At 72.5% G+C, this 20,813-nt stretch carries 17 protein-coding genes and 1 tRNA gene; 9 read left to right on the plus strand and 9 right to left on the minus strand.

The window, feature by feature from the left end:
• Nucleotides 1-134: 134 nt before the first annotated feature.
• From thrB to argS, 6 genes are all read right to left on the minus strand, one after another.
• The gene (thrB, locus tag ABIC61_RS02265; protein ID WP_354028652.1) at nucleotides 135-1,091 is read right to left on the minus strand and encodes a homoserine kinase; all 957 of its coding nucleotides are present in this window, start codon (nucleotides 1,089-1,091) and stop codon (nucleotides 135-137) included.
• Nucleotides 1,092-1,123: 32 nt separating this feature from the next.
• Nucleotides 1,124-2,203, minus strand: coding sequence for a threonine synthase (gene thrC / locus ABIC61_RS02270; protein WP_354028653.1), 1,080 nt, complete (start codon nucleotides 2,201-2,203; stop codon nucleotides 1,124-1,126).
• A gap of 52 nt (nucleotides 2,204-2,255) precedes the next feature.
• Nucleotides 2,256-3,563 (minus strand): homoserine dehydrogenase, encoded by a 1,308-nt coding sequence (locus ABIC61_RS02275; RefSeq protein WP_354028654.1) that lies wholly within the window; start codon nucleotides 3,561-3,563, stop codon nucleotides 2,256-2,258.
• A 45-nt stretch (nucleotides 3,564-3,608) separates the two neighbouring features.
• Complete coding sequence (lysA, locus tag ABIC61_RS02280) at nucleotides 3,609-5,033, minus strand: diaminopimelate decarboxylase (RefSeq protein ID WP_354028655.1); 1,425 nt, start codon at nucleotides 5,031-5,033, stop codon at nucleotides 3,609-3,611.
• Nucleotides 5,034-5,091: 58 nt separating this feature from the next.
• Nucleotides 5,092-5,847, minus strand: a complete 756-nt coding sequence (locus ABIC61_RS02285) for an LmeA family phospholipid-binding protein (protein ID WP_354028656.1) — start codon at nucleotides 5,845-5,847, stop codon at nucleotides 5,092-5,094.
• Nucleotides 5,848-6,052: 205 nt separating this feature from the next.
• Nucleotides 6,053-7,723 carry an arginine--tRNA ligase gene (argS, locus tag ABIC61_RS02290; RefSeq protein WP_354028657.1) on the minus strand — a complete coding sequence of 557 codons (1,671 nt, stop codon included), beginning with the start codon at nucleotides 7,721-7,723 and terminating at the stop codon, nucleotides 6,053-6,055.
• A gap of 71 nt (nucleotides 7,724-7,794) precedes the next feature.
• Between argS and ABIC61_RS02295 the strand changes: the two genes are divergently transcribed.
• The 5 genes from ABIC61_RS02295 to ABIC61_RS02315 all read left to right on the plus strand — a co-directional run bounded on the left by ABIC61_RS02295 (nucleotide 7,795) and on the right by ABIC61_RS02315 (nucleotide 15,028).
• Nucleotides 7,795-8,373 (plus strand): hypothetical protein, encoded by a 579-nt coding sequence (locus ABIC61_RS02295; RefSeq protein WP_354028658.1) that lies wholly within the window; start codon nucleotides 7,795-7,797, stop codon nucleotides 8,371-8,373.
• A 110-nt stretch (nucleotides 8,374-8,483) separates the two neighbouring features.
• A tRNA-Arg gene (locus ABIC61_RS02300) sits at nucleotides 8,484-8,555 on the plus strand.
• A 121-nt stretch (nucleotides 8,556-8,676) separates the two neighbouring features.
• Entirely contained in the window at nucleotides 8,677-9,729 is a 1,053-nt protein-coding gene (locus ABIC61_RS02305; RefSeq protein WP_354028659.1) for a Gfo/Idh/MocA family protein, read from the plus strand.
• 44 nt (nucleotides 9,730-9,773) lie between these two features.
• Nucleotides 9,774-13,709, plus strand: a complete 3,936-nt coding sequence (locus ABIC61_RS02310) for a Pls/PosA family non-ribosomal peptide synthetase (RefSeq protein WP_354028660.1) — start codon at nucleotides 9,774-9,776, stop codon at nucleotides 13,707-13,709.
• Complete coding sequence (locus ABIC61_RS02315; RefSeq protein ID WP_354028661.1) at nucleotides 13,706-15,028, plus strand: M1 family metallopeptidase; 1,323 nt, start codon at nucleotides 13,706-13,708, stop codon at nucleotides 15,026-15,028. Before ABIC61_RS02310 ends, ABIC61_RS02315 begins: the two co-directional genes overlap by 4 nt.
• Here ABIC61_RS02315 and ABIC61_RS02320 read toward each other — a convergent pair.
• Nucleotides 15,025-15,300 (minus strand): helix-turn-helix domain-containing protein, encoded by a 276-nt coding sequence (locus tag ABIC61_RS02320; RefSeq protein ID WP_144749519.1) that lies wholly within the window; start codon nucleotides 15,298-15,300, stop codon nucleotides 15,025-15,027. The genes ABIC61_RS02315 and ABIC61_RS02320 overlap by 4 nt on opposite strands.
• Before the next feature lie 45 nt (nucleotides 15,301-15,345).
• On the opposite strand from ABIC61_RS02320, the gene map reads away from it, so the two are divergent.
• A complete protein-coding gene (gene map / locus ABIC61_RS02325) occupies nucleotides 15,346-16,113 on the plus strand; it encodes a type I methionyl aminopeptidase (RefSeq protein WP_354028662.1) in 768 nt (255 codons plus the stop codon).
• Here map and ABIC61_RS02330 read toward each other — a convergent pair.
• Together ABIC61_RS02330 and ABIC61_RS02335 are read right to left on the minus strand one after the other, a co-directional pair.
• Nucleotides 16,073-16,663, minus strand: a complete 591-nt coding sequence (locus tag ABIC61_RS02330; protein ID WP_354028663.1) for a 4'-phosphopantetheinyl transferase family protein — start codon at nucleotides 16,661-16,663, stop codon at nucleotides 16,073-16,075. The two genes, map and ABIC61_RS02330, sit on opposite strands and share 41 nt — an antisense overlap.
• Nucleotides 16,664-16,684: 21 nt before the next feature.
• On the minus strand, nucleotides 16,685-16,888 hold the full coding sequence (locus ABIC61_RS02335; protein WP_071291810.1) for a hypothetical protein: 204 nt from the start codon (nucleotides 16,886-16,888) through the stop codon (nucleotides 16,685-16,687).
• Between the two features lie 209 nt (nucleotides 16,889-17,097).
• On the opposite strand from ABIC61_RS02335, the gene ABIC61_RS02340 reads away from it, so the two are divergent.
• From ABIC61_RS02340 to ABIC61_RS02350, 3 genes are all read left to right on the plus strand, one after another.
• Complete coding sequence (locus ABIC61_RS02340) at nucleotides 17,098-19,086, plus strand: TPM domain-containing protein (RefSeq protein WP_354028664.1); 1,989 nt, start codon at nucleotides 17,098-17,100, stop codon at nucleotides 19,084-19,086.
• Between the two features lie 72 nt (nucleotides 19,087-19,158).
• Nucleotides 19,159-19,884 carry a PspA/IM30 family protein gene (locus ABIC61_RS02345; protein ID WP_354028665.1) on the plus strand — a complete coding sequence of 242 codons (726 nt, stop codon included), beginning with the start codon at nucleotides 19,159-19,161 and terminating at the stop codon, nucleotides 19,882-19,884.
• A 45-nt stretch (nucleotides 19,885-19,929) separates the two neighbouring features.
• Complete coding sequence (locus ABIC61_RS02350; protein ID WP_354028666.1) at nucleotides 19,930-20,751, plus strand: arginase family protein; 822 nt, start codon at nucleotides 19,930-19,932, stop codon at nucleotides 20,749-20,751.
• Nucleotides 20,752-20,813: the final 62 nt, after the last annotated feature.

Below are 20,813 nucleotides of genomic sequence, written 5' to 3' on the forward strand. Positions count from 1 at the left end.
CGCGGAGAGTTTCCACCGTCCCGGATGCACGGGTATGCATCGACCGCCGTTCAGACGACGGACCGGGATTCGGTGATCAGAAAGAGATTGCCCCCGCGCACCGGACCCTGCATGGCGAGGAACGTTCCTGCTGCCTACGCGGGTTCGGCTTGGAGCGCCGAGTGCGGCACCACTGTAGCACCACCCAGATCAACGGCCAGCATGAGCGCCCGCCAGTCGGATTCACCGTGTCGCGTCACCAGCTCGGCCGCGGTGAGGCGCTGACCCGGGTCGCTGCCGAGGACCAGGAGGCTCGGGCCGGCTCCCGAGACCACGGCCGCGAGACCGTGCTGCCGCAGCAGGCCGATCAGGGCGTCGGTCTCCGGCATCGCGCTCGCACGGTACGACTGGTGCAGGCGGTCCTCGGTCGCCGCCAGCAGCAGCTCCGGACTCTGGATGAGCGCCGCGACGAGGAGCGCCGAACGGGACACGTTGAACGCCGCGTCCTCGTGCGGCACGCTCGCGGGCTGCAGGGAGCGCGCGAGCTTCGTCGACAAGGTGGACGTCGGCACGAAGACGACCGGCGACACACCGCGGTGTACCAGGAGCCGCTTGTACGCGGGGCCCTCGGCCGTCATCCACGCGATCGTGAGGCCGCCGAAGAGGGCGGGCGCCACGTTGTCCGGGTGCCCCTCCATCTCGGTCGCCAGGGTCAGCAGGGTCGAGGCGTCGAGGTCGACGACGCCCTCGAGCAGCCCGCGGGCGGCCATGAGTCCGGCGACGATCGCGGCGGCCGACGAGCCCATGCCGCGGCCGTGCGGGATGGCGTTGACGGCGTGCAGTTCGAGTCCGGGCTGCGGGACGCCGGCGTGCTCCAGTCCGCGGCGCACCGCACGGACGACCAGGTTGTCGTCGTCCGTGGCGACCTCGCCGGCGCCCACACCGTCGACCGTGACGGTCGCGCCGGGTTCCGGACGGACGCGGACGACGACCTCGTCGTAGAGCGAGAGCGCGAGGCCGAGCGAGTCGAAGCCGGGGCCGAGGTTCGCCGAGGTGGCCGGGACGCGGACACGGACCGCCCGTCCGGCCGGTACAGCGATCTGGGCGGTCATGCCCTCCCCCGGTCCGGACGAGCGGTCGGGGCTCACTCGGAGCCGACCAGTCCGAGCACGTCGGCGACCGACTTCGTGTCCACGGGGACGCTCGTCGGGGCTACCTCGCCGCCGTCCTGCGTACGGAGGGCCCACTGCGGGTCCTTGAGACCGTGGCCGGTCACCGTGATGACGACCTTCGCACCCTTCGGCACGATGCCGGCATCGGCACGCTCGAGCAGGCCGGCGACACCGATCGCGGAGGCCGGCTCGACGAACACGCCGACCTCGGCGGAGAGGATGCGGTGCGCAGCGAGGATGGCCTCGTCGGTGATGGCGCCGAAGTAGCCGTCGGTCTCGTCACGGGCCTCGAGCGCGAACTCCCACGACGCGGGGTTGCCGATGCGGATCGCCGACGCGATGGTGTCCGGGTTGCGGACGACCTCACCACGGACGATCGGGGCAGAGCCGGCGGCCTGGAAGCCGAACATGCGCGGGAGCTTCGTGGAGCGGCCCGCGGCGACGTCCTCGCGGTAGCCGCGCGAGTACGCGGTGTAGTTGCCCGCGTTGCCGACGGGCAGGAAGTGGAAGTCCGGCGCGTCACCGAGCACGTCGACGACCTCGAACGCGGCGGTCTTCTGTCCCTCGATGCGGTCGTTGTTGACGGAGTTCACGAGGTGCACCGGGTAGTTCGCCGCCAGGTCGCGGGCGATGTCGAGGCAGTCGTCGAAGTTGCCCTGGACCTGCAGCAGCTGGGCGTCGTGCGCGACGGCCTGGCTGAGCTTGCCCATGGCGATCTTGCCCTCGGGCACGAGGACCGCGGCCGTGATGCCGGCGTGCGTGGCGTACGCGGCGGCGGACGCGCTGGTGTTGCCGGTCGAGGCGCAGATGACGGCCTTCGCACCGTGCTCGACGGCCTTCGAGATCGCCATCGTCATACCGCGGTCCTTGAAGGAACCCGTCGGGTTCATGCCCTCGAACTTGACGTAGACCTCGGCGCCCGTGCGCTCGGACAGGCGGCGCGCCGGGATGAGGGGCGTCCCACCCTCACCGAGCGTGACGACGGGCGTCGCTTCGGTGACGTCGAGACGGTCGGCGTACTCGCGCAGGACTCCCTGCCACTGGTGGGCCATGAGGCTCCCCTTCTTCTTCGTTCGAAAGCTGGTGTGTCGTCAGACGTCGGCGTCAGGCGCCGACGACCCGCAGGACGCTCGTGACCTCGACGACGACGTCCTCGTTGCGGAGTGCCACCACGGTCGAGGCCAGGTCGGACTCGCGCGCCAGGTGCGTCCCGATCACGAGGGTCGCCGTCGCGTCGGAGCCCGAAGCCACGGTCTGCTCGACGGTCTCGACGCTGACGCCGTGCTTCGCCAGGACGCCGGCGACGGTCGACAGCACGCCGGGGGCGTCCGTGACGTGCAACGTGATCTGGTAGCGGGTGCGGACGGTGCCGATCGGGAAGACGGGCAGGTCGGCCTGCGTCGACTCGGCGACACCGGGGCCGCCGATGACGTGCCGGCGCGCGGCGGACACCAGGTCACCGAGGACGGCCGACGCGGTCTCGACACCACCGGCACCGGCGCCGTAGAACATCAGGTCACCGGCGGCCTCGGCCTCGACGAACACGGCGTTCTTCGCGCCGTGCACGCTCGCGAGCGGGTGCGACTCGGGCACGAGCGCCGGGTAGACACGGGCGCTGACGCCCTCGGTGCCGTCCGCGTCGGTCAGGCGCTCGGCGGTCGCGAGGATCTTCACGACGTACCCGGCCTTGCGCGCGGCGCGGACCTGCTCGATCGTGACCGAGGTGATGCCCTCGCGGTGCACGGCGGCGAGCGGGACGGAGGTGTGGAACGCGAGCGACGCCAGGATCGCGGCCTTCTGCGCGGCGTCGTAGCCCTCGACGTCCGCGGTCGGGTCGGCCTCGGCGTAGCCCAGCTCGGTGGCCGTGGCGAGGGCGTCCTCGAACGTCGCGCCCTCCCGGTCCATCAGGTCGAGGATGAAGTTCGTGGTGCCGTTGACGATGCCCATGATGCGCACGATGCGGTCACCGGCGAGCGAGTCGTGCAACGGGCGGATGATCGGGATCGCACCGGCGACGGCGGCCTCGTAGTAGAGCTGTGCGCCGACCTGCTCGGCCGCGGCGAAGAGCTCCGGGCCGTGGGTCGCCAGGAGCGCCTTGTTGCCCGTCACGACGTCGGCGCCGGACTGCAGTGCCTGGAGGACGAGCGTGCGCGCGGGCTCGATGCCGCCGATCAGCTCGACGACGATGTCCGCACCGAGGATCAGCGACTCGGCGTCCGTCGTGAAGAGCTCCTTCGGCAGGTCGACGTCGCGCGGGGCGTCGACGTCGCGGACGGCGATCCCCACGAGTTCGAGGCCGGCGCCGGCACGCGAGGCCAGCTCGTCGCCGTGTTCGAGGAGCAGCCGGGCGACCTGGGAGCCGACCGAGCCGGCTCCGAGCAGCGCGACGCGGACGTTGCGGTATTCGATCATCTGGTGCGGGTCCTGTTCGTGGGGAGTCGGGTCGGGTCGGGGACGTCAGGCCCCCGGCGCGACCCCGGTGTCGCGGGCGAGGAGGTCGTCGATCGACTCGCCACGCACGAGGATACGGGTAGTGCCGTCGGCGACCGCCACGACCGGCGGGCGGCCGACGTGGTTGTAGTTGCTCGCCAGGCTCCAGCAGTAGGCACCGGTGGCCGCGACGGCGAGCAGGTCGCCGCGGTGCACGTCCCCGGGCAGGTACTCGTCGTTCACGACGACGTCGCCGCTCTCGCAGTGCTTGCCGACGACGCGGGTGAGGACCGCCGGGGCGTCCGAGGTGCGGGCGAGCCGAGCCGTGTAGTCGGCGCCGTACAGCGCGGGCCGGGCGTTGTCGCTCATGCCGCCGTCGACCGAGACGTAGGTGCGCGTGGCGGAGACCTCTCGCGCGCCGGATGCGTCGGACGACTCGTCCGTGAGCGTCACGGGCTTGATCGTCCCGACCCGGTACAACGTGATGCCGGCCGGCCCGACGATGTACCGCCCGGGCTCGACCGCGATCTCCGGCACCGGGATGTCCCGCTCGCTGCAGGCCTCGGCGACGATGGTCGCGAGCGCCTCGGCGACGTCCTCGGGCTCGAACGCCGAGTCGGCCTCGGTGTAGTCGATGCCCCAGCCGCCACCGAGGTTGAGCTCCGGCACCGGGCCGGTCGCCACGAGCGTCGCGTGGACGTCCATCAGGCGTCGCGCTGCCTCGCGGAAGCCGGACTCGTCGAAGATCTGCGAGCCGATGTGCGAGTGCAGGCCGACGAACGCGAGTGAGGACTCCGCACGGACCGCCTCGGCCGCGGCCACCGCCTCGGTCAGCGGGATGCCGAACTTCTGGTCCTCCCGGGCGGTGGCGAGGTACTCGTGCGTCGAGGCGTGGACACCGCTGTTGATCCGGATGCGGACGCGTTGCACGATCCCGGCGTCCGCCGCGGCACGGGCCACGCGCTGCACTTCCTCGTGGCTGTCGAGGACGATCGTGCCCACGCCGACCTCGACCGCGCGTGCGATCTCGGCGTCGGACTTGTCGTTGCCGTGGAAGCCCAACAGTGCCGGGTCGATGCCGCCGGCCAGCGCCACCGCGAGTTCGCCGCCGGTGCAGACGTCGACGCGGAGGTCCGCCTCGGCCATCCACGCCACGACCTGCGTCGTCAGGAAGGCCTTGCCGGCGTAGTAGACGTGCGCCCGGGTGCCGATGCGCTCGAACGCCTCGGTGAACGCGTTCCGCACGCGCACGGCACGGGACTGCACGTCGCGTTCGTCCACCACGTAGAGCGGGGTGCCGTACTGCGCGACGAGGTCGGACGCCGTCACACCGCCGACGACGAGGTCGCCGTCGTCGGTCCGCGTCGCGGACGCGGGCCAGATGCGCGCCTCGAGCGCGGAGGGGTCCGTCGGGAACCGCAGTCGCTGCGGGGCAAGGGGGTTCTCGCTCACGGGACCCGATCCTACCGAGCCGAGCCGTGCCTCCAGGCCGCGTTACGCGACCAGGCGACTACGAGCACTTCCCGACCGTCTGCAGCCCTGCTTCGTTGAGCGGCAGCGAGTCGGCCGTGACCCGCACCGACGCGTCCGACGCGGTGATGTCGAGCGAACGGACGCGCAGCTGCGACGGCAGGAACTGCGCGGTGCAGACCTGGACGGGCACGTTCGTGACACCAGGGATCGAGTCGACCTTGAGCCCGAGGGCCGAGTTCGTGATCCGCACCGTCTTCGGCGTGATGGTGATGCCCGTGCCGTCGTCCTGCGCGACGACGTCGCCCTTCGCCGCGTAGGTGATGTCGTAGCCGAGCACCGCGGTCTTGCCGGACAGCTCGACGCCGCCGTCGACCAGGCTCAACCGGTCGAACAGCGGGCTGTACTTCGACAGCTCCTTCACCGACCCGGCGGCGAGCGTCACGTGCCCGTCGACGTCGCGCACGTCGCCCTTGCCGTCGATGGGCACGTCGTGCGCGGTGACGTCGGCGGCGAGCGGGATCCCGTCGATGGTGAGCTTCTGCGAGGAGATCTCGACGTCGTCGAGCTTCCCGCCGATGAGCTGCGGGATGACGATGCCGTTCGCGTGCGCCTCGACCTCACCGGTCGCGCCGGAGGGCAGCGACTGCTCGACCTGCTGGGCGATGATGCGGTCGACGACCCCGCGGAGGACGAACTCGGCGATCACGACGAGCGCGGCGAGGACGACCACGATGACGATCAGGACGACGGGCCAGCGACGGCGCTTCCGGGGGGTCTCGATGGCGGCGGACATGCGTCCCACCCTGCCAGGTGGTCCCGTGGGCGGGCCTGGAGGCACGGCGCCGGTCCGGCGCGTCGGCTGCGGTCGTGCGGGTGGCCCGGCTGCGCGGGTCGTGCGGGTGCGCGGCTTCGCGCCCCGTCACGAACATCGCGCCCCGTTGTGACGGGGCGCGATGTTCGTGCGGGGGCGCGATCGGCAGCGCGGCGCGCAGCGGTCGCTACATGCGGGTCGGCGCGCTCACGCCGAGCAGGCCCAGACCGTTGCGGACGACCTGGCCCGTGGCGTCGTTCAGCCAGAGGCGCGTGCGGTGCAGGTCCGTCACGGCCTCGTCGCCGAGGGGCGTCACCCGGCAGGCGTCGTACCAGCGGTGGTACAGGCCGGCGAGCTGCTCGATGTACCGCGCGATGCGGTGCGGCTCCCGGAGTTCGGCGGCATGACGCACCACGCGCGGGTACTCCGCCAGGGCACCGAGCAGGGCGCCCTCGGTGTCGTGCGTCAGGAGCGAGGCGTCGAAGGCCGAACGATCCACGCCGGCGGTCGCGGCGTTGCGGGCCACCGACTGCGTGCGGGCGTGGGCGTACTGCACGTAGAACACCGGGTTGTCGTTGGTGCGCTTGACGAGCAGGTCGAGGTCGATGTCGATCGCGGTGTCGCTGGCGAACCGGACGAGCGAGTACCGGCCGGCGTCCACGCCCACAGCGTCGACGAGGTCCTCCATCGTGACGATCGTTCCCGCGCGCTTCGACATGCGCATCGGCTCGCCGTCCTTGAGCAGGTTGACCATCTGCCCGATGAGGATCTCGAGGTTCTTGCCCGGCTCGTCCCCGAACGCGGCGCACATCGCCATCATCCGGCCGACGTAGCCGTGGTGGTCCGCGCCGAGCATGATCAGGTTCCGCTCGAAGCCGCGCTCGCGCTTGTCGAGGTAGTACGCCAGGTCGCCCGCGATGTACGCCGGCTCGCCGTCGGACTTGATGACGACGCGGTCGCGGTCGTCGCCGAAGTCGGTCGTCCGGAGCCACTCGGCACCCTCGGCCTCGTACATCACGCCCGCGGAACGGAGCCGCTCGATGGCGCGCTCGACGGCCTTGGACTCGTGCAGCGCGTTCTCGTGGAAGTACACGTCGAAGTCGACGCCGAAGTCGTGCAGCGAGGCCTTGATGTCCGCGAACATGAAGTCCACGCCCTCGCGCCGGAAGACCTCCTGCGCCTCGTCGCGCGGCAGGTCCCGCACGTCGATCGAGGGGTCCAGCGTGGCGATGACCCGCGCCGCGATGTCCGAGATGTAGGCGCCGCCGTAGCCGTCCTCCGGCGTGGGCTCCCCCAGCGCCGAGGCGACGAGGGACCGGGCGAATCGGTCGATCTGCGCGCCGTGGTCGTTGAAGTAGTACTCCCGCGTGACGAGGCCGCCCTGCGCCTGGAACACCCGCGCCAGCGAGTCGCCGACCGCTGCCCAACGCACACCACCCATGTGGATCGGGCCGGTCGGGTTCGCCGACACGAACTCCAGGTTGATCCGGACCCCGTCGTAGAGGTCGCCGTGACCGAAGGACTCGCCGCCCTCGACGATCGTGCGGGCGATCTCACCGGCGGCCGCGGCCTCGAGCGTGATGTTGATGAACCCGGGGCCGGCGACGTCGACCGAGGCCACGCCGTCCAGCTCGGTGAGCTCCCCGGCGATCTCCGTCGCGAGCTCGCGCGGGTTCGTGCCGAGGCGCTTCGCGAGCTGCATCGCGGCGTTCGACGCCCAGTCGCCGTGTGCACGGTTCTTCGGACGCTCGAGGGCCACGTGGGACTCCTCGATCGTCACGGTGTCGGACGCGCCGCGTCGCTCGACGATCCCGGTCAGGATCGACAGGTACGCAGCGGAGAGTTCGGCAGGAGTCACGAGGATCGAGTCTACCGGGACACGCAGGCGGCTCCGGGCCGATGCCCGAGCCCGTGCACCATCATGTCGGGATGACCTCCCGCAGCCGCGCCCGGGCGATCAGCGTCGCCGCGCTCGCCCTCTCCGCGTCCCTCGCCCTCGTGGCGTGCTCCGGGGGCGGCGGTTCTGACGACGCCAGCCCCACTGCGACCGCGGCACCGGTCGGCAAGCGCGTCGCCCAGACCTGCGGCGAGCTCCTGCCGTCGGGATCGCTCGACGTCTACGGGACGACCTTCACCATCGACCGCGACTACGAGCCCGAGAAGGGGTCGCCGGCCGCCCGGATCGCCCAGCAGCGCGGCCGCGTGTGCCACTGGACGGCGGCCGACGACGCCTCGACGACGATCACCCTGGCCGTCGCGGACCTGCCTGAGAAGTCGCTCACGAACCTCAAGGACGCCCTCTACGAGCGGGGCGGTTCCGTGCCGACCTACCGCGTCGAGGGGTACTTCTCGCTGACCGACGGCGTCGGACGCGCCGACGCCTTCGCGGACCCGTACTGGATCACCGCGACGTCCACGCTCTTCACCGAGCCCGGCGGCGCGCAGCCCGTCATCGACGCGGTGCGGGGAGTCGTGCAGCCGAACGGCTCGGCGACGCCGGCCGGCTGAGCCGACCACCACCCGACTGGAGGCCCGGTGCGGGCCCGCCACGCGCCTCCCGTCCGACACGCGTGGTCTCGGACACCGGCGCCGACCTGCTACGGTTGTTCCCACCCAGGGCCCCCATAGCTCAGGGGATAGAGCACTGCCCTCCGGAGGCAGGGGCGGAGGTTCGAATCCTCCTGGGGGCACAGTCAAACTCCCGCGCAAGCAGACGTCTTCGCTTCGCTCAGTCGGCTGCGCGCGATGTCGGCTTCGCCGACCTTCCCTCCGGGGCCGGTTGGGCCAGGGGCTCTCCGGTACCGTCGAACCATGACGATGGCGTTTCCGGAACCTGAGGTTGCTGCGCTCCGCGGCGGGTCCGTGCTGGGGTGGGGTGTGATCGGGCCCGGGGTGATCGCGGGCGACTTCACGAGCACGCTGCACGCCAACTCGGACCAGCGGGTCGTGGCCGTCGGCTCCCGCTCCCCCGAGCGCGCCGCCGCCTTCGCCGCACGGCACGGGATCGCCGGCGTGCACGGCTCGTACGAAGCACTGGTGGCCGACCCGGCGGTGGACGTCGTCTACGTCGCGTCCCCGCACCCGCAGCACCTCGAACACGCGCTGCTCGCGATCGCCGCCGGCAAGCACGTCCTCGTCGAGAAGCCGATGACCACGTCCGAGGCCGACACGCGCACCCTCGCGGCAGCGGCCCGCGACGCCGGGGTGTTCGCGATGGAGGCGATGTGGACGCGCTACCTGCCCGGCACCACCGTCGTGGCGCGGCTCCTCGCGGACGGTGCCCTCGGTGACGTTCGACTGGCGACCGTCGACGTCGGCTGGCCGCACGACCCCGACCCGTCGGACCGGATGTTCGACCCCGCCGCAGGCGGGGGTGCGCTCCTCGACGCCGGTGTGTACGGGCACTGGTTCGCACGCTTCGCCACCGGCGCCCCGGTGACCAGCAGCACGACGGGGGCGCTGTCGGATCGCGGGGTGGACCTCCAGTCGGTCACCGTGTCGACGGCGGACGGTGGCGCGCAGGCGGTGGTGACCACGTCGATGACGGCGTGGACTCCGGGCCTGGCGGTCGTCGCGGGCAGCCGCGCGACGGTCCGGTGGACCGACCACTTCGTGTTCCCGGCATCGTTCGCACTGCACCACGGAGCCGACGCGGAGCGCTGGGAGGACCCGAGCGGCCTCCGCGGTCGGCAGGGGCTCGTCTGGCAGGCCGCCGCGCTCGCCCGGTACGTCGAAGAGGGACGGACCGAGTCGCCGGTGCACTCCCTCGACGACTCCATCGGCGTGGCGGCCGCACTCGACGCCGCCCGTGCCGCACTCGGGCCGACCCCGGCTGTTCCCCAGCGCGTCACGTCGACCCCCTAGGATCACCGGCCGGTCGTCCTGCACGCGACCGGGAAGAGGACTCGATGACCAGCGCCACCGGGAACCCGCAGCTCGAACTCGCCCGCGGCGAGCACGCACCGGCACCGCGGACGCTGCTCGACGTCCTCACGGCCACGGCCGAGGAGCACCCCGACGCCCTCGCGCTCGAGGACCCCGCCGGGACGATCGACTACGCCACGCTGGTGCGGCTCGTGCACGAGCGGGCCGACGACCTGGCGCGTCGCGGTGTCCGGCGCGGCGACCGGGTCGGCGTGCGGATCCCGTCCGGCGGCCGTGACCTCTACGTGTCGATCCTGGCCGTGCTCGCCGCCGGTGCCGCGTACGTCCCGGTGGACGCCGACGACCCGGAGGAACGGGCGACGCTCGTGTTCGGCGAGGCCCGGGTGGTCGGGGTCATCGGCGCGGGCGGCGTGCTCCGTCGCGACGGAGCACCGGACGCCGAGCCCTCCCCCGTCGTCGACCCCGCGGCGAGCGCCGAGGCCCCGACGACGGACGACGACGCCTGGATCATCTTCACGTCGGGGTCGACCGGTGTGCCGAAGGGCGTCGCGGTGACGCACCGTTCCGCGGCGGCGTTCGTGGACGCCGAAGCGCGGATGTTCCTGCAGCCGGCGCCGATCGGTCCCGGTGACCGGGTGCTGGCCGGGCTGAGCGTGGCGTTCGACGCGTCGTGCGAGGAGATGTGGTTGGCGTGGGGACACGGTGCGTGCCTGGTCCCGGCACCGCGGTCGCTCGTGCGGACGGGTGTGGACCTGGGGCCGTGGCTCATCGCCCACGGGATCACGGTGGTGTCGACGGTGCCGACCCTGGCGGCGCTGTGGCCGGACGACGCCCTGGAGCAGGTGCGGCTGGTGATCTTCGGGGGCGAGGCGTGCCCGCCGGAGCTCGCGGCGCGCATCGCGAGCCGGGACCGCGAGGTCTGGAACACGTACGGGCCGACGGAGGCGACGGTGGTGGCGTGCGGGGCCCTGCTGGACGGGAGCACGCCGATCCGGATCGGACTGCCGTTGGACGGGTGGGACCTGGCGGTCGTGGACGCCGCGGGGCAGCGGGTCGAGCCCGGTGGGGTCGGTGAGCTGGTGATCGGTGGTGTCGGGCTCGGGCGGTACCTGGACCCGGCGAAGGACGCGGAGAAGTACGCGCCGTTCCCGGAGCTCGGGTGGGAGCGGGCGTACCGGAGCGGCGACCTGGTGCGGTACGACCCCGAGGGACTCGTCTTCCAGGGGCGCGCGGACGACCAGGTGAAGCTCGGTGGCCGGCGGATCGAACTCGGGGAGATCGACACGGCACTGCAGGCGCTCGACGACGTCGCGGGTGGGGCCGCGGTGGTGCAGCGGACGCCGGCGGGCAACCAGGTGCTGGTGGGGTACGTGGCTCCGGTGGCGGGTGGGTCGGTGGACGTGGCGGCGGCGAACGCCCGGCTGCGCGAGGAGCTCCCGGCGGCGCTGGTGCCCCTGGTGGCGGTGGTGGAGTCGCTGCCGACGCGGACCTCGGGGAAGGTGGACCGGGCGGCGTTGCCGTGGCCGCTGCCGGGGTCCTCCGACGCGGCGATGCTGCCGGACACGGTGGCGTGGATCGCCGAGCGGTGGTCGGCGATCCTCGGGGTCCCGGTGGCGAGTGTCGACGACGACTTCTTCGCGCACGGTGGCGGGTCCCTGACGGCGGCGCAGCTGGTGTCGGCGATCCGGGAGCGGTTCCCGACGACGACGGTGGCTGATGTGTACGACCACCCGCGGATCGGGGCGCTGGCGGATGCACTGGACGACTCCGGTCCGGTGGTGTCGGTCCCGCGGGACGTCCGCCCGGTGCCGCCGGCGACGGGGCTGGTGATGACGCTGCTCGGGCTGCCGGTGCAGGTGCTGCGCGGGCTCCGGGTGCTCACGTGGACCGCCCTGGTGGCTGCGGTGCTGCACGCCACGACGCTGCCGTTCGTCCCGGTGCTGCCGTGGCCGGTGCTCGTGGTCGCGCTGCTGCTCTTCGTCACGCCGGTCGGGAAGATGGCGGTGACGGTCGTGCTGGCGCGGCTGATCCTCGTCGGTGTCCGTCCGGGCGATCACCCCCGTGGTGGGTCCGTGCACGTGCGGGTCTGGCTGGCGGAGCGGATCGCCGAGGCGGTGGACGGCCCGTCGACGTCGGGGGCGCCATGGATCAGCTGCTACGCGCGGGCCCTCGGGGCGCGGATCGGCAAGGACGTCGACCTGCACACGCTGCCGCCGGTGACCGGGATGCTGACGATCGGCAAGCGTGCGTCGATCGAGCCCGAGGTGGACCTCGCCGGCCACTGGGTGGACGGCGACGTGTTCCGGATCGGGCGCGTCCGGGTGGACGCCGACGCGGTGGTGCACAGCCGCACGACGCTCCTGCCGGGGGCGCACGTCGGTGCGGGTGCCGAGGTCGAGGCGGGATCGGCCGTCGCCGGCCGGGTCCCGGACGGGGAGCGCTGGGCGGGTTCGCCGGCGGAACGCGTCGGGTCGGCTCGACACGACCGGGAGGCACGGCCGCCGTCGCGACGTCGGTGGCTGCTGGCGTACGGGGCCGGGTCCGTGGCCGTGGCCGGGTTGCCGGTGCTGGGTGTCGCTTCCGGGGTGGCGGTGGCGTGGTTCCTCGTGGGGTCGGCGTCCTCCCTCGGTGACGCGGTGCTGCGCGCGCTGGTGTGGGTGCCGCTCGCGACGGTCGTCGCCGGTGCGGTGTACGCGGCGTTGGTCGTCGGCACGGTCCGGCTGCTCGGCATCGGCCTGCACGAGGGCCGGCACCCGGTGCGTTCCCGGATCGGCTGGCAGGTGTGGTGCACCGAGCGGGTCCTGGACGCCGCGCGCACGCTGCTCTTCCCGCTGTACGCGTCGCTCGTGACCCCGGTGTGGTTGCGGCTGCTCGGGGCACGGGTGGGGCGGAACACCGAGATCTCCACGGTCCTGCTCATCCCGGCGCTGACGCAGATCGCGTCGGGGGCGTTCCTGGCCGACGACACCATGGTGGCGACGTACGAGCTCGGCGGCGGCCGGGTGCGGATCGGTCGGTCGAAGGTCGGGCGGCGGGCGTTCCTCGGCAACAGCGGCATGACGGGTGCGGGTCGTTCGGTGCCGCGCGAGGCCCTGGTGGCGGTGCTGTCCGCCGTGCCGAAGAAGGCGAAGCGCGGCTCGTCGTGGCTCGGGTCTCCCCCGGTGCGGCTCCGTCGCGCCACGACGGAGTTCGACGAGGAGCGCACGTTCCGGCCGCCGCGGTCCCTCAAGGTCGCCCGGGGCTGCTGGGAGCTGCTGCGGCTCGTCGCCCCGATGGTGTCGGCGGGGCTGGCGCTCGGCGTCGTCGGGTCCCTGCTCGCACTGTGGTCCGCGGTGGGCATCGGGTGGACGGTGCTGCTCGCCGGGCCCGTCCTCATCGTCGCCGGGGCCGTGGCCGCCGTGGTGTCGACGATCGCGAAGTGGGTGTTCGTCGGCCGGATCGCCGCGCGGGAACACCCCCTGTGGTCGTCGTTCGTGTGGCGAAACGAGGTGCAGGACACGTTCGTCGAGACCGTCGCCCGGCCGTGGTTCGCCGAGCAGGCCACGGGCACCCCGGCACTGGCCGCGTGGCTGCGGAGCCTCGGGGCGACGATCGGTCGCGGCACCTGGCTCGAGACGTACTGGCTCCCGGAGGCCGACCTCGTCACGATCGGCGACGGCGCCTCGGTGGCACGAGGGACGGTCGTCCAGACGCACCTGTTCCACGACCGGGTGATGCAGCTCGACGAGGTCCGCCTCGACGCCGGTGCCACGCTCGGCCCGCACAGCGTGGTCCTGCCCGCGGCGGGCATCGGCACGGGTGCCACGGTCGGGCCGGCGTCGCTCGTGATGCGCGGCGAGCAGGTGCCCGGGGGGACGCACTGGGCGGGCAACCCGATCGCTCCGTGGACATCGGCGCCGCCGGTGCCCGCCGCGCCGTCCGCGGCAGGCGTCAGCGTGGCAGACTTGCCGGCACCGTGAAGCCCGCCTCGACGAACCAAGACGCCGACCCGTACACCCCGCACAGCGGCGATCGGCGGTGGAGCGCCCGACACTACGACCTCCGCCTCGAGTACCGCGTCGCCACGAACCGGCTCGACGGCACCGCCACCGTCACCGCGCGGGCGGACACGGCCCTCGACCGGATCGTGCTCGACCTGCACGGACTCACGGTGGACCGCGTGGACGTCGACGGCCGCCGAGCGAAGAAGACCTCGACCGCGACCCACAAGCTGACCGTGACCCCTGCCGAGCCGATCGCCGCCGGTACCGAGTTCACCGTCCACGTGAAGTACCGCGGCACCCCGCACCCGCTGCGGAGCCCGTGGGGCCAGATCGGCTGGGAGGAACTGACCGACGGCGTCATCGTCGCCGCGCAGCCGACCGGCGCACCCTCGTGGTTCCCGTGCAACGACCGGCCGGACGACAAGGCCACCTACCGGTTCGAGATCACCGCCGAGGCCGCCTACGACGTCCTCGCGAACGGCGACCTGCTCGGCAAGGAGCGTGCCCGTGCCGGCACCACCTGGACCTACGCCACGACCGACCCGATGGCCACCTACCTCGCGACCGTGCAGATCGGTCGGTACCGCACCACGAAGCTCCGCGGCTCGGAGGTCCCCGTCACCCTGCACCACCCCGCCGACCTCGCGAGTGCCGCGAAGACGGACTTCGGGAAGGTGCCGGACATGCTCGCCCTGTACGCCGACCGGTTCGGGCCGTACCCGTTCCCGGCGTACGGCGTCGTGGTGACCGACGACGACCTGGAGATCCCGCTCGAGGCACACGGCCTCGCGGTCTTCGGCCGGAACCACGTCGACGGCGAGCACGGCACCGACCGACTGATCGCGCACGAGCTGGCGCACCAGTGGTTCGGCAACTCGGTGACCGTCGCCCGGTGGCGGGACATCTGGCTGCACGAGGGGTTCGCCTGCTACGCGGAGTGGCTGTGGTCCGAGCACCGCGGCGGCGACACCGCCGACGAACTCGCGCAGCGGTACCGCGACGGGCTCCTCGAGCAGCCGCAGGACCTCGTGGTGGGCGACCCGGGCGCGAAGGACATGTTCGACGACCGTGTCTACAAGCGCGGCGCACTCGCCCTGCACGCCGTCCGCCGTTCGATCGGCGACGACGCGTTCTTCACGGGGCTCCGGACGATCACCGAGCGGCACCGGCACAGCACGGTGCAGCCGGACGACGTGCTCAGCGCGTTCGCTGATTCCGCCGGCACCACCGTCGACGCGGTGCGCGCGGTCACGGCGCCGTGGATCGACGAACCGGGCGTCCCCGGAGCCGTCTAACCCGCGGCCGCGGTACCGGCCAGGTCGGGCTCACAGCTGACCTCGGCCCACACGGCGTCGAGCGACAGCCCGACGACCCCGGCGACCGACGCGATCGTGGAGAACGCCGGCGTCGCGATGCGTCCGGTCTCGATCTTCCGGAGCGTCTCGGGCGAGATCCCGGCCGCGAGCGCGGTGTCGAGCATGGAACGCGGACCCCGTGCACGGCGGAGGAGCGCTCCGAGGCGACGCCCACGGGCGACCTCGTCGGGGCTGAGCGGGAGACGGACCATGCGGCCATACTAATACCGGTCTTCCTGTACCGGTATGATCATCCCATGATCGAGATCCTCACCCCCGCCGAGGTCGAGAAGGCCCGCGCGAGCGGCGCCCTCGTCGGCACGATCCTGCACACCCTGCGCGACCGTGTCCGCGTCGGCACGAACCTGCTCGAGATCGACCGCTGGGCGAAGGCGATGATCGAGGACGCCGGCGCCGACTCCTGCTACGTGGACTACGCGCCCTCGTTCGGCCGCGGCCCCTTCGGCCACCACATCTGCACCGCGGTGAACGACGCCGTGCTGCACGGCCTCCCCCACGACCGCGTGCTGGCGGACGGCGACCTCCTCACCCTCGACCTCGCCGTCTCCCTCGACGGCATCGCGGCCGATGCGGCGATCAGCTTCGTGGTCGGCACGCCCGACCCCGCGGACCTCGCCCTCATCGACGCCACCGAACGCGCCCTCGCCGCCGCCATCGCGATCGCCGGGCCAGGCACGCGCACCGGGGACCTCTCGCACGCGATCGGAACGGTGCTCGCGGGCGCCGGCTACCCGGTCAACGTCGAGTTCGGCGGCCACGGCATCGGGTCGACCATGCACCAGGACCCGCACGTGTCGAACACGGGCCGGCCCGGACGCGGTTACACACTCCGGCCCGGACTCCTCCTGGCGCTCGAGCCCTGGGTGATGGCGGACACCGACGTGCTCGTCACCGACCCGGACGGCTGGACGCTCCGGAGCGCCACCGGGGCACGCACCGCGCACACGGAGCACACCGTCGCGATCACCGGGGACGGCGTCGAGGTGCTGACCCTGCCACGGTGACCGGCACGCCACCGGTCGCGACGGCGAGGACCGTGTCCGGCGCCGGGAACAGCACCGTCACCGGGTGCTCGACACCGTCGAGGACGGCGACCATGCGGTCCAGGTCGACCTCCACCGACCGTGGGTCGACGCGCAGCCCGCGGCCGTCGCGCTTCAGCACGGCCTCCTTCACCGACCAGAGCACCGCGAGTTCGGTGGTGTCACCGCATGCCCGGGCTGCCTCTCGCGCAGTGAACGCCTCGACCGGGGCGGCGGCGACCCGGGAGACGCGCTCGACGTCCACGCCGAGATCGGTGGGCCCGACGGCCAACGCGACGAGGTCCGTGGTGCGCGACAGGCTCACGCCGACGGCGGAGCCGTCGACCGCGGCCCAGGGACGACCGTGGTCGGTCGCGCCGCAGTGCGCACAGACGCGCCCCGCGCGCACGGCCGAGACGTCGACGGCCGCGGCCGACGCGACGGCGGCGAGCAGGGCCTCCCGGTCGTCCGCTGCGGTCGCGCCCGGCGCTGCCAGCGTCACGACGACGGACGGGAGGCGCGGGAGACTCACACAGGTGAGCCTACGAGCGGATCAGGCGTGCGTCAGCGCGATGAGCGCGACGTTCATGGTGCTGTAGAGACCCTCGGAACGGGTTGCCTGTCGGACGCGGCCACGGAGGACCTCGTAGCGGCCGTTGTGCTCGCGGACGAAGCCGATCACGCCGCTCGCGGGCGTCGACACACGGTGGTAGCCGTCCTCGAGCGGGACGACCTCGGTACTCGTTGTTCGCTCCATTGCAGTTCCCCTGTCTCGTTCGTCGTCGAACGCACCTGGAGCATACCCCGGTCCGGGGGACAAGCCGTCCACAGATCCCTGGTTCCACGAGGGTTCGCCCGGAGTCTGTCCGAGCGTTGCGCGGCGTGGATAGACTCCGGGCAACAGCGCTCCGGGGCGCGGTTCCGGGGGTCCTCGGGACGGCGACCACGGCGACGGACGGAGGACGGATGCGAGCGGTCCAGGGCGGATCGGCCACGGCCAGGACGAGCACGGACAGGGGGACATCGCGACTGATCGGACGCCTCGCCGCGGCACTGCTCGCCGTCCTCCTCGTGCTGGCGCCGGCGACGACGGCGCGGGCGACGGCGCCGGTCGACCTCGGCGGTGCGTACGTCCTCGACGAGGCGAACGTGCTGAGCTCCTCGCAGCAGTCCGACATCGAGAGCGCGATCAAGAAGCTCTACGACGAGACGCAGACACAGCTGTACGTCGTGTTCGTGCCGACCTTCACGAACCCGTCGGAACACGCCGCGTGGGGTGACGCCACGATGCAGCGGAACCAGATCGACACCGACAGCATCGTGCTGTCCATCGCGGTCGACGACCGGATCGCCGACGTCCAGCAGACGAACGAGACCTCGATCTCGGCGAGCGACGCCGAGTCCGCGTACAACGACGACGCGGTCCCCGCACTCAAGAACGGTGACTGGGCCGGAGCCGCCCTCGCGTTCGCGAACGGCCTGACCGACACGCAGGCCCCGCCGAACCTCACCTGGCTGTGGATCCTGCTCCTGGTGGTCGTCGTCGCGCTCGTCGTCATCGTGCTGGTCATCCGTGCCCGGAACAAGCGCCGCACCGCCGCCGCGACCAGGGCACAAGAGGCCTCGCTCGCCGACCTCGAACGGACCGCCGGCGGCGCACTCGTCACGATCGACGACGAGCTGCGCACCGCCGAACAAGAGGTCGGGTTCGCGACGGCGCAGTTCGGCGCCGACGCCGCGAAGCCCTTCGCCGAGGCCGTGGCAGCCGCGCAGCAGAACGTCCGCAAGGCCTTCACGATCCAGCAGCAGCTCGACGACGAGATCCCGGACACCCCGCAGCAGCGCGCCGACTGGGCGAACCAGATCATCGCGATCTGCGAGCAGGCACACGCGTCGATCGAGGAACAGACGGACTCGTTCGACAAACTCCGCTCACTCGAGGACGGCGTCGACGAGGCGGCCGTGGCCCTCGCCGAGGCCGTCGCCGCAGCGCCGGCGTCCGTCAGCGCGGCCGGGGCAGCACTGGAGCGGGTGCGGGGCGCCTACGGCGGCCGGACCCTCGCCACGGTGTCCGACAGCGTCGACCAGGCGCAGCAGGTCCTGGCGTACGCCACCGAACGCTCGCAGGCCGCCACCGCTGCCATCGCGTCGGGCGACAAGGGCGAGGCGGTCGTCGCCGTGCGGGACGCCCAGCACGCCCTCGCCCAGGTGCAGCAGCTCACGTCGAGCGCCGTCGCGGCCGAGTCCACCTTCGCCGAGGCGACCGCGCGGGCCGAGGCCATGCGGATCGACATCGAGGGCGACGTCGCAGCCGCTCGCACCCTGCAGGACGGTGGCCCGGAACTCGCCGCCGCGGTCACCCGCGCCGAGACCGTCCTGCGCCAGGGCCTCGACCCGAAGGACCCGATCGCCGCGGTGGACGCCCTGACGAAGGCGAACACCGAGATAGACCAGGCGATCGCCACGGCACGGGGTGCCCAGGAGCAGCAGCAGCGGGCGGCCCGGGCCCTCGACGACGCCCTCCGCGACGCGCGCAACCGGATCAGCCAGGCCCGAGAGTTCATCTCGCTGCACCGCGGCGGCGTCGGACCCACCGCACGGACCCGGCTGTCCGAGGCCGAACGCGCCCTCGACGACGCCGTGCACCTCGCCACCACCGACCCCGGTCAGGCGCTGCAGGCCGCCCGGGCCGCCGAGCAGTACGCGGCCGCGGCGATGGACGCTGCGAACGACGACATGGGCGGCTGGGGCGGCGGTGGCGGCTTCGGGGGCGGGGGCGGCAACGGCGCGCAGCTCGGCGGGCTCGTCACCGGCATCGTCCTCGGCGGTCTGCTCGGCGGCCGCGGCGGCAGCTTCGGGGGCGGCTCCTTCGGGGGCGGCGGAGGCGGCTTCGGCGGCGGCGGCTTCGGCGGGGGTGGCGGCGGAGGCGGGTTCTCCGGCGGCGGCCGCTTCTAGCCCCCCCCCCCCCGCAGCACCGCAGACCAGATCGACAGCACCACACCAGACCTTCCACGAAAGGGAACAGCAATGGCAAAGCAGACGATCTTCGGACGCATCTCGACCCTCGTCCGAGCGAACATCAACCAGCTCATCGACAACGCCGAGGACCCGCAGAAGATGCTGGACCAGCTCGTGCGCGACTACACGAACAACATCGCGGACGCGAAGACGGCGATCGCGCAGACGATCGGCAACGTGCGCCTGCTCGAGCAGGACCACGAGGAGGACAAGAAGGCCGCCACCGAGTGGGGCCAGAAGGCAGCGAACGCCTCCGTCGCCGCGGACAAGTACCGCGGCGAGGGCAAGACCGCCGAGGCCGACAAGTTCGACAATCTCGCCAAGATCGCCATCGGCAAGCAGATCGCCGCCGAGCAGGAGGTCAAGGACGCCGAGCCGAACCTCGCCTCGCAGAACGAGGCCGTGGAGAAGCTCAAGGCGGGTCTCGCGGGCATGGAGCAGAAGCTCGAGGAGCTCCGCTCGAAGCGCGACAACCTCGTCGCCCGCTCGAAGACCGCCGAGGCGCAGTCCAAGGTCAACGACGCGCTCGGCAACATCGACGTGCTCGACCCGACGAGCGACCTCGGTCGCTTCGAGGAGAAGGTCCGCCGCGAGGAAGCGAAGGTCCTCGGCCAGCAGGAGCTCCAGTCGTCGAGCCTCGACTCGCAGTTCGAGAGCCTCGAGGACGTCGGCAAGGACGCCGAGGTCGAGGCGCGTCTCGCCGCGCTGAAGTCCGGCGGCTCGTCGAGCTTCTGATCCCGTCCACGGGCGACGTCGGACCCCACCTGACAGACTGAGACGATGCAGTTCCTCGTGGTCGGTCAGTGGCAGGGTTCGGCGTCGTCCCGTGCGATGCGCCTGGGAGACGGAGCGACGGCGATCGGTGCCGACCTCCCCCGGGCGTCCACCACCGTGATCGACGTCCCGGCGGGTGCGGGTGACCGGCTCGAGACCGCGGTCGCCCGGTACACCTCGGTGCTCGCCGTGGCCGACCGGGTCGCCGAGGAGACCGGCGTCGCCAGCGAACCCGTCCTCGTGGTCGGCGGTGACGGCGCGAGCATCCTCGGTGCCACCGTCGGGCTCGGACCGGACACCGCGTTCGTGCGCATCGCCGGATCGAGCGGCTTCCGTGCCCTGAACCGCGCGCAGCCCGTCGCGGCCGAGACCGCCGTGCTCCGACTGCTCGTCGACCGTCCGGACGACCTCTTCCCCGCCCTCCCCGTGGTGCCTGCGTCGCACGTCGTCGTCGCCGGTGTGCGCGGGATCGAGGACGCCGAGACGAACGCCCTCGACCGGGCGGGCATCGTGCACCTCGACGTCGACGCAGCGACCCCGGACGCGATCGCCGCCGCCGTCGACGCCACCGGCGCGGACGCCGTCTTCGTGCACGTCGACCTCGACGTGCTCGACCCGTCCGAGGTCGACGGACTGCTCGAACCGGTGCCGTTCGGCCTCGACGGTGCCGGGCTCGTCGAGCGCATCCAGGCAGCGACCCGTGGGCGTCGGCTCGCCGGTGCCGCCCTCACCGGGTTCGCACCGGTCGACCCGGACCGTGCCGTCGACGACCTGGGCGTGATCCTGCGCGCGGTCGGCGCCCTGACGAGCGCGTCCCGAACCGCCTGATCGCGCGTCCGGCACGCTGACACGGTGGCACGTCCGCCCGACGCACCGCGCTCGGCGAGACC

The sequence above is a fragment of the Curtobacterium sp. 1544 genome, assembly GCF_040544915.1.
GTDB classification, from domain to species: domain Bacteria; phylum Actinomycetota; class Actinomycetes; order Actinomycetales; family Microbacteriaceae; genus Curtobacterium; species Curtobacterium pusillum_C.

Coding starts and splice junctions, on each gene's coding strand:
- thrB (WP_354028652.1), bottom strand. CDS start 1,091: ATGACCGCCCAGATCGCTGTACCGGCCGGACGGGCGGTCCGTGTCCGC.
- thrC (WP_354028653.1), bottom strand. CDS start 2,203: ATGGCCCACCAGTGGCAGGGAGTCCTGCGCGAGTACGCCGACCGTCTC.
- ABIC61_RS02275 (WP_354028654.1), bottom strand. CDS start 3,563: ATGATCGAATACCGCAACGTCCGCGTCGCGCTGCTCGGAGCCGGCTCG.
- ABIC61_RS02285 (WP_354028656.1), bottom strand. CDS start 5,847: ATGTCCGCCGCCATCGAGACCCCCCGGAAGCGCCGTCGCTGGCCCGTC.
- ABIC61_RS02295 (WP_354028658.1), top strand. CDS start 7,795: ATGACCTCCCGCAGCCGCGCCCGGGCGATCAGCGTCGCCGCGCTCGCC.
- ABIC61_RS02305 (WP_354028659.1), top strand. CDS start 8,677: ATGACGATGGCGTTTCCGGAACCTGAGGTTGCTGCGCTCCGCGGCGGG.
- ABIC61_RS02310 (WP_354028660.1), top strand. CDS start 9,774: ATGACCAGCGCCACCGGGAACCCGCAGCTCGAACTCGCCCGCGGCGAG.
- ABIC61_RS02320 (WP_144749519.1), bottom strand. CDS start 15,300: ATGGTCCGTCTCCCGCTCAGCCCCGACGAGGTCGCCCGTGGGCGTCGC.
- map (WP_354028662.1), top strand. CDS start 15,346: ATGATCGAGATCCTCACCCCCGCCGAGGTCGAGAAGGCCCGCGCGAGC.
- ABIC61_RS02335 (WP_071291810.1), bottom strand. CDS start 16,888: ATGGAGCGAACAACGAGTACCGAGGTCGTCCCGCTCGAGGACGGCTAC.
- ABIC61_RS02340 (WP_354028664.1), top strand. CDS start 17,098: ATGCGAGCGGTCCAGGGCGGATCGGCCACGGCCAGGACGAGCACGGAC.
- ABIC61_RS02345 (WP_354028665.1), top strand. CDS start 19,159: ATGGCAAAGCAGACGATCTTCGGACGCATCTCGACCCTCGTCCGAGCG.
- ABIC61_RS02350 (WP_354028666.1), top strand. CDS start 19,930: ATGCAGTTCCTCGTGGTCGGTCAGTGGCAGGGTTCGGCGTCGTCCCGT.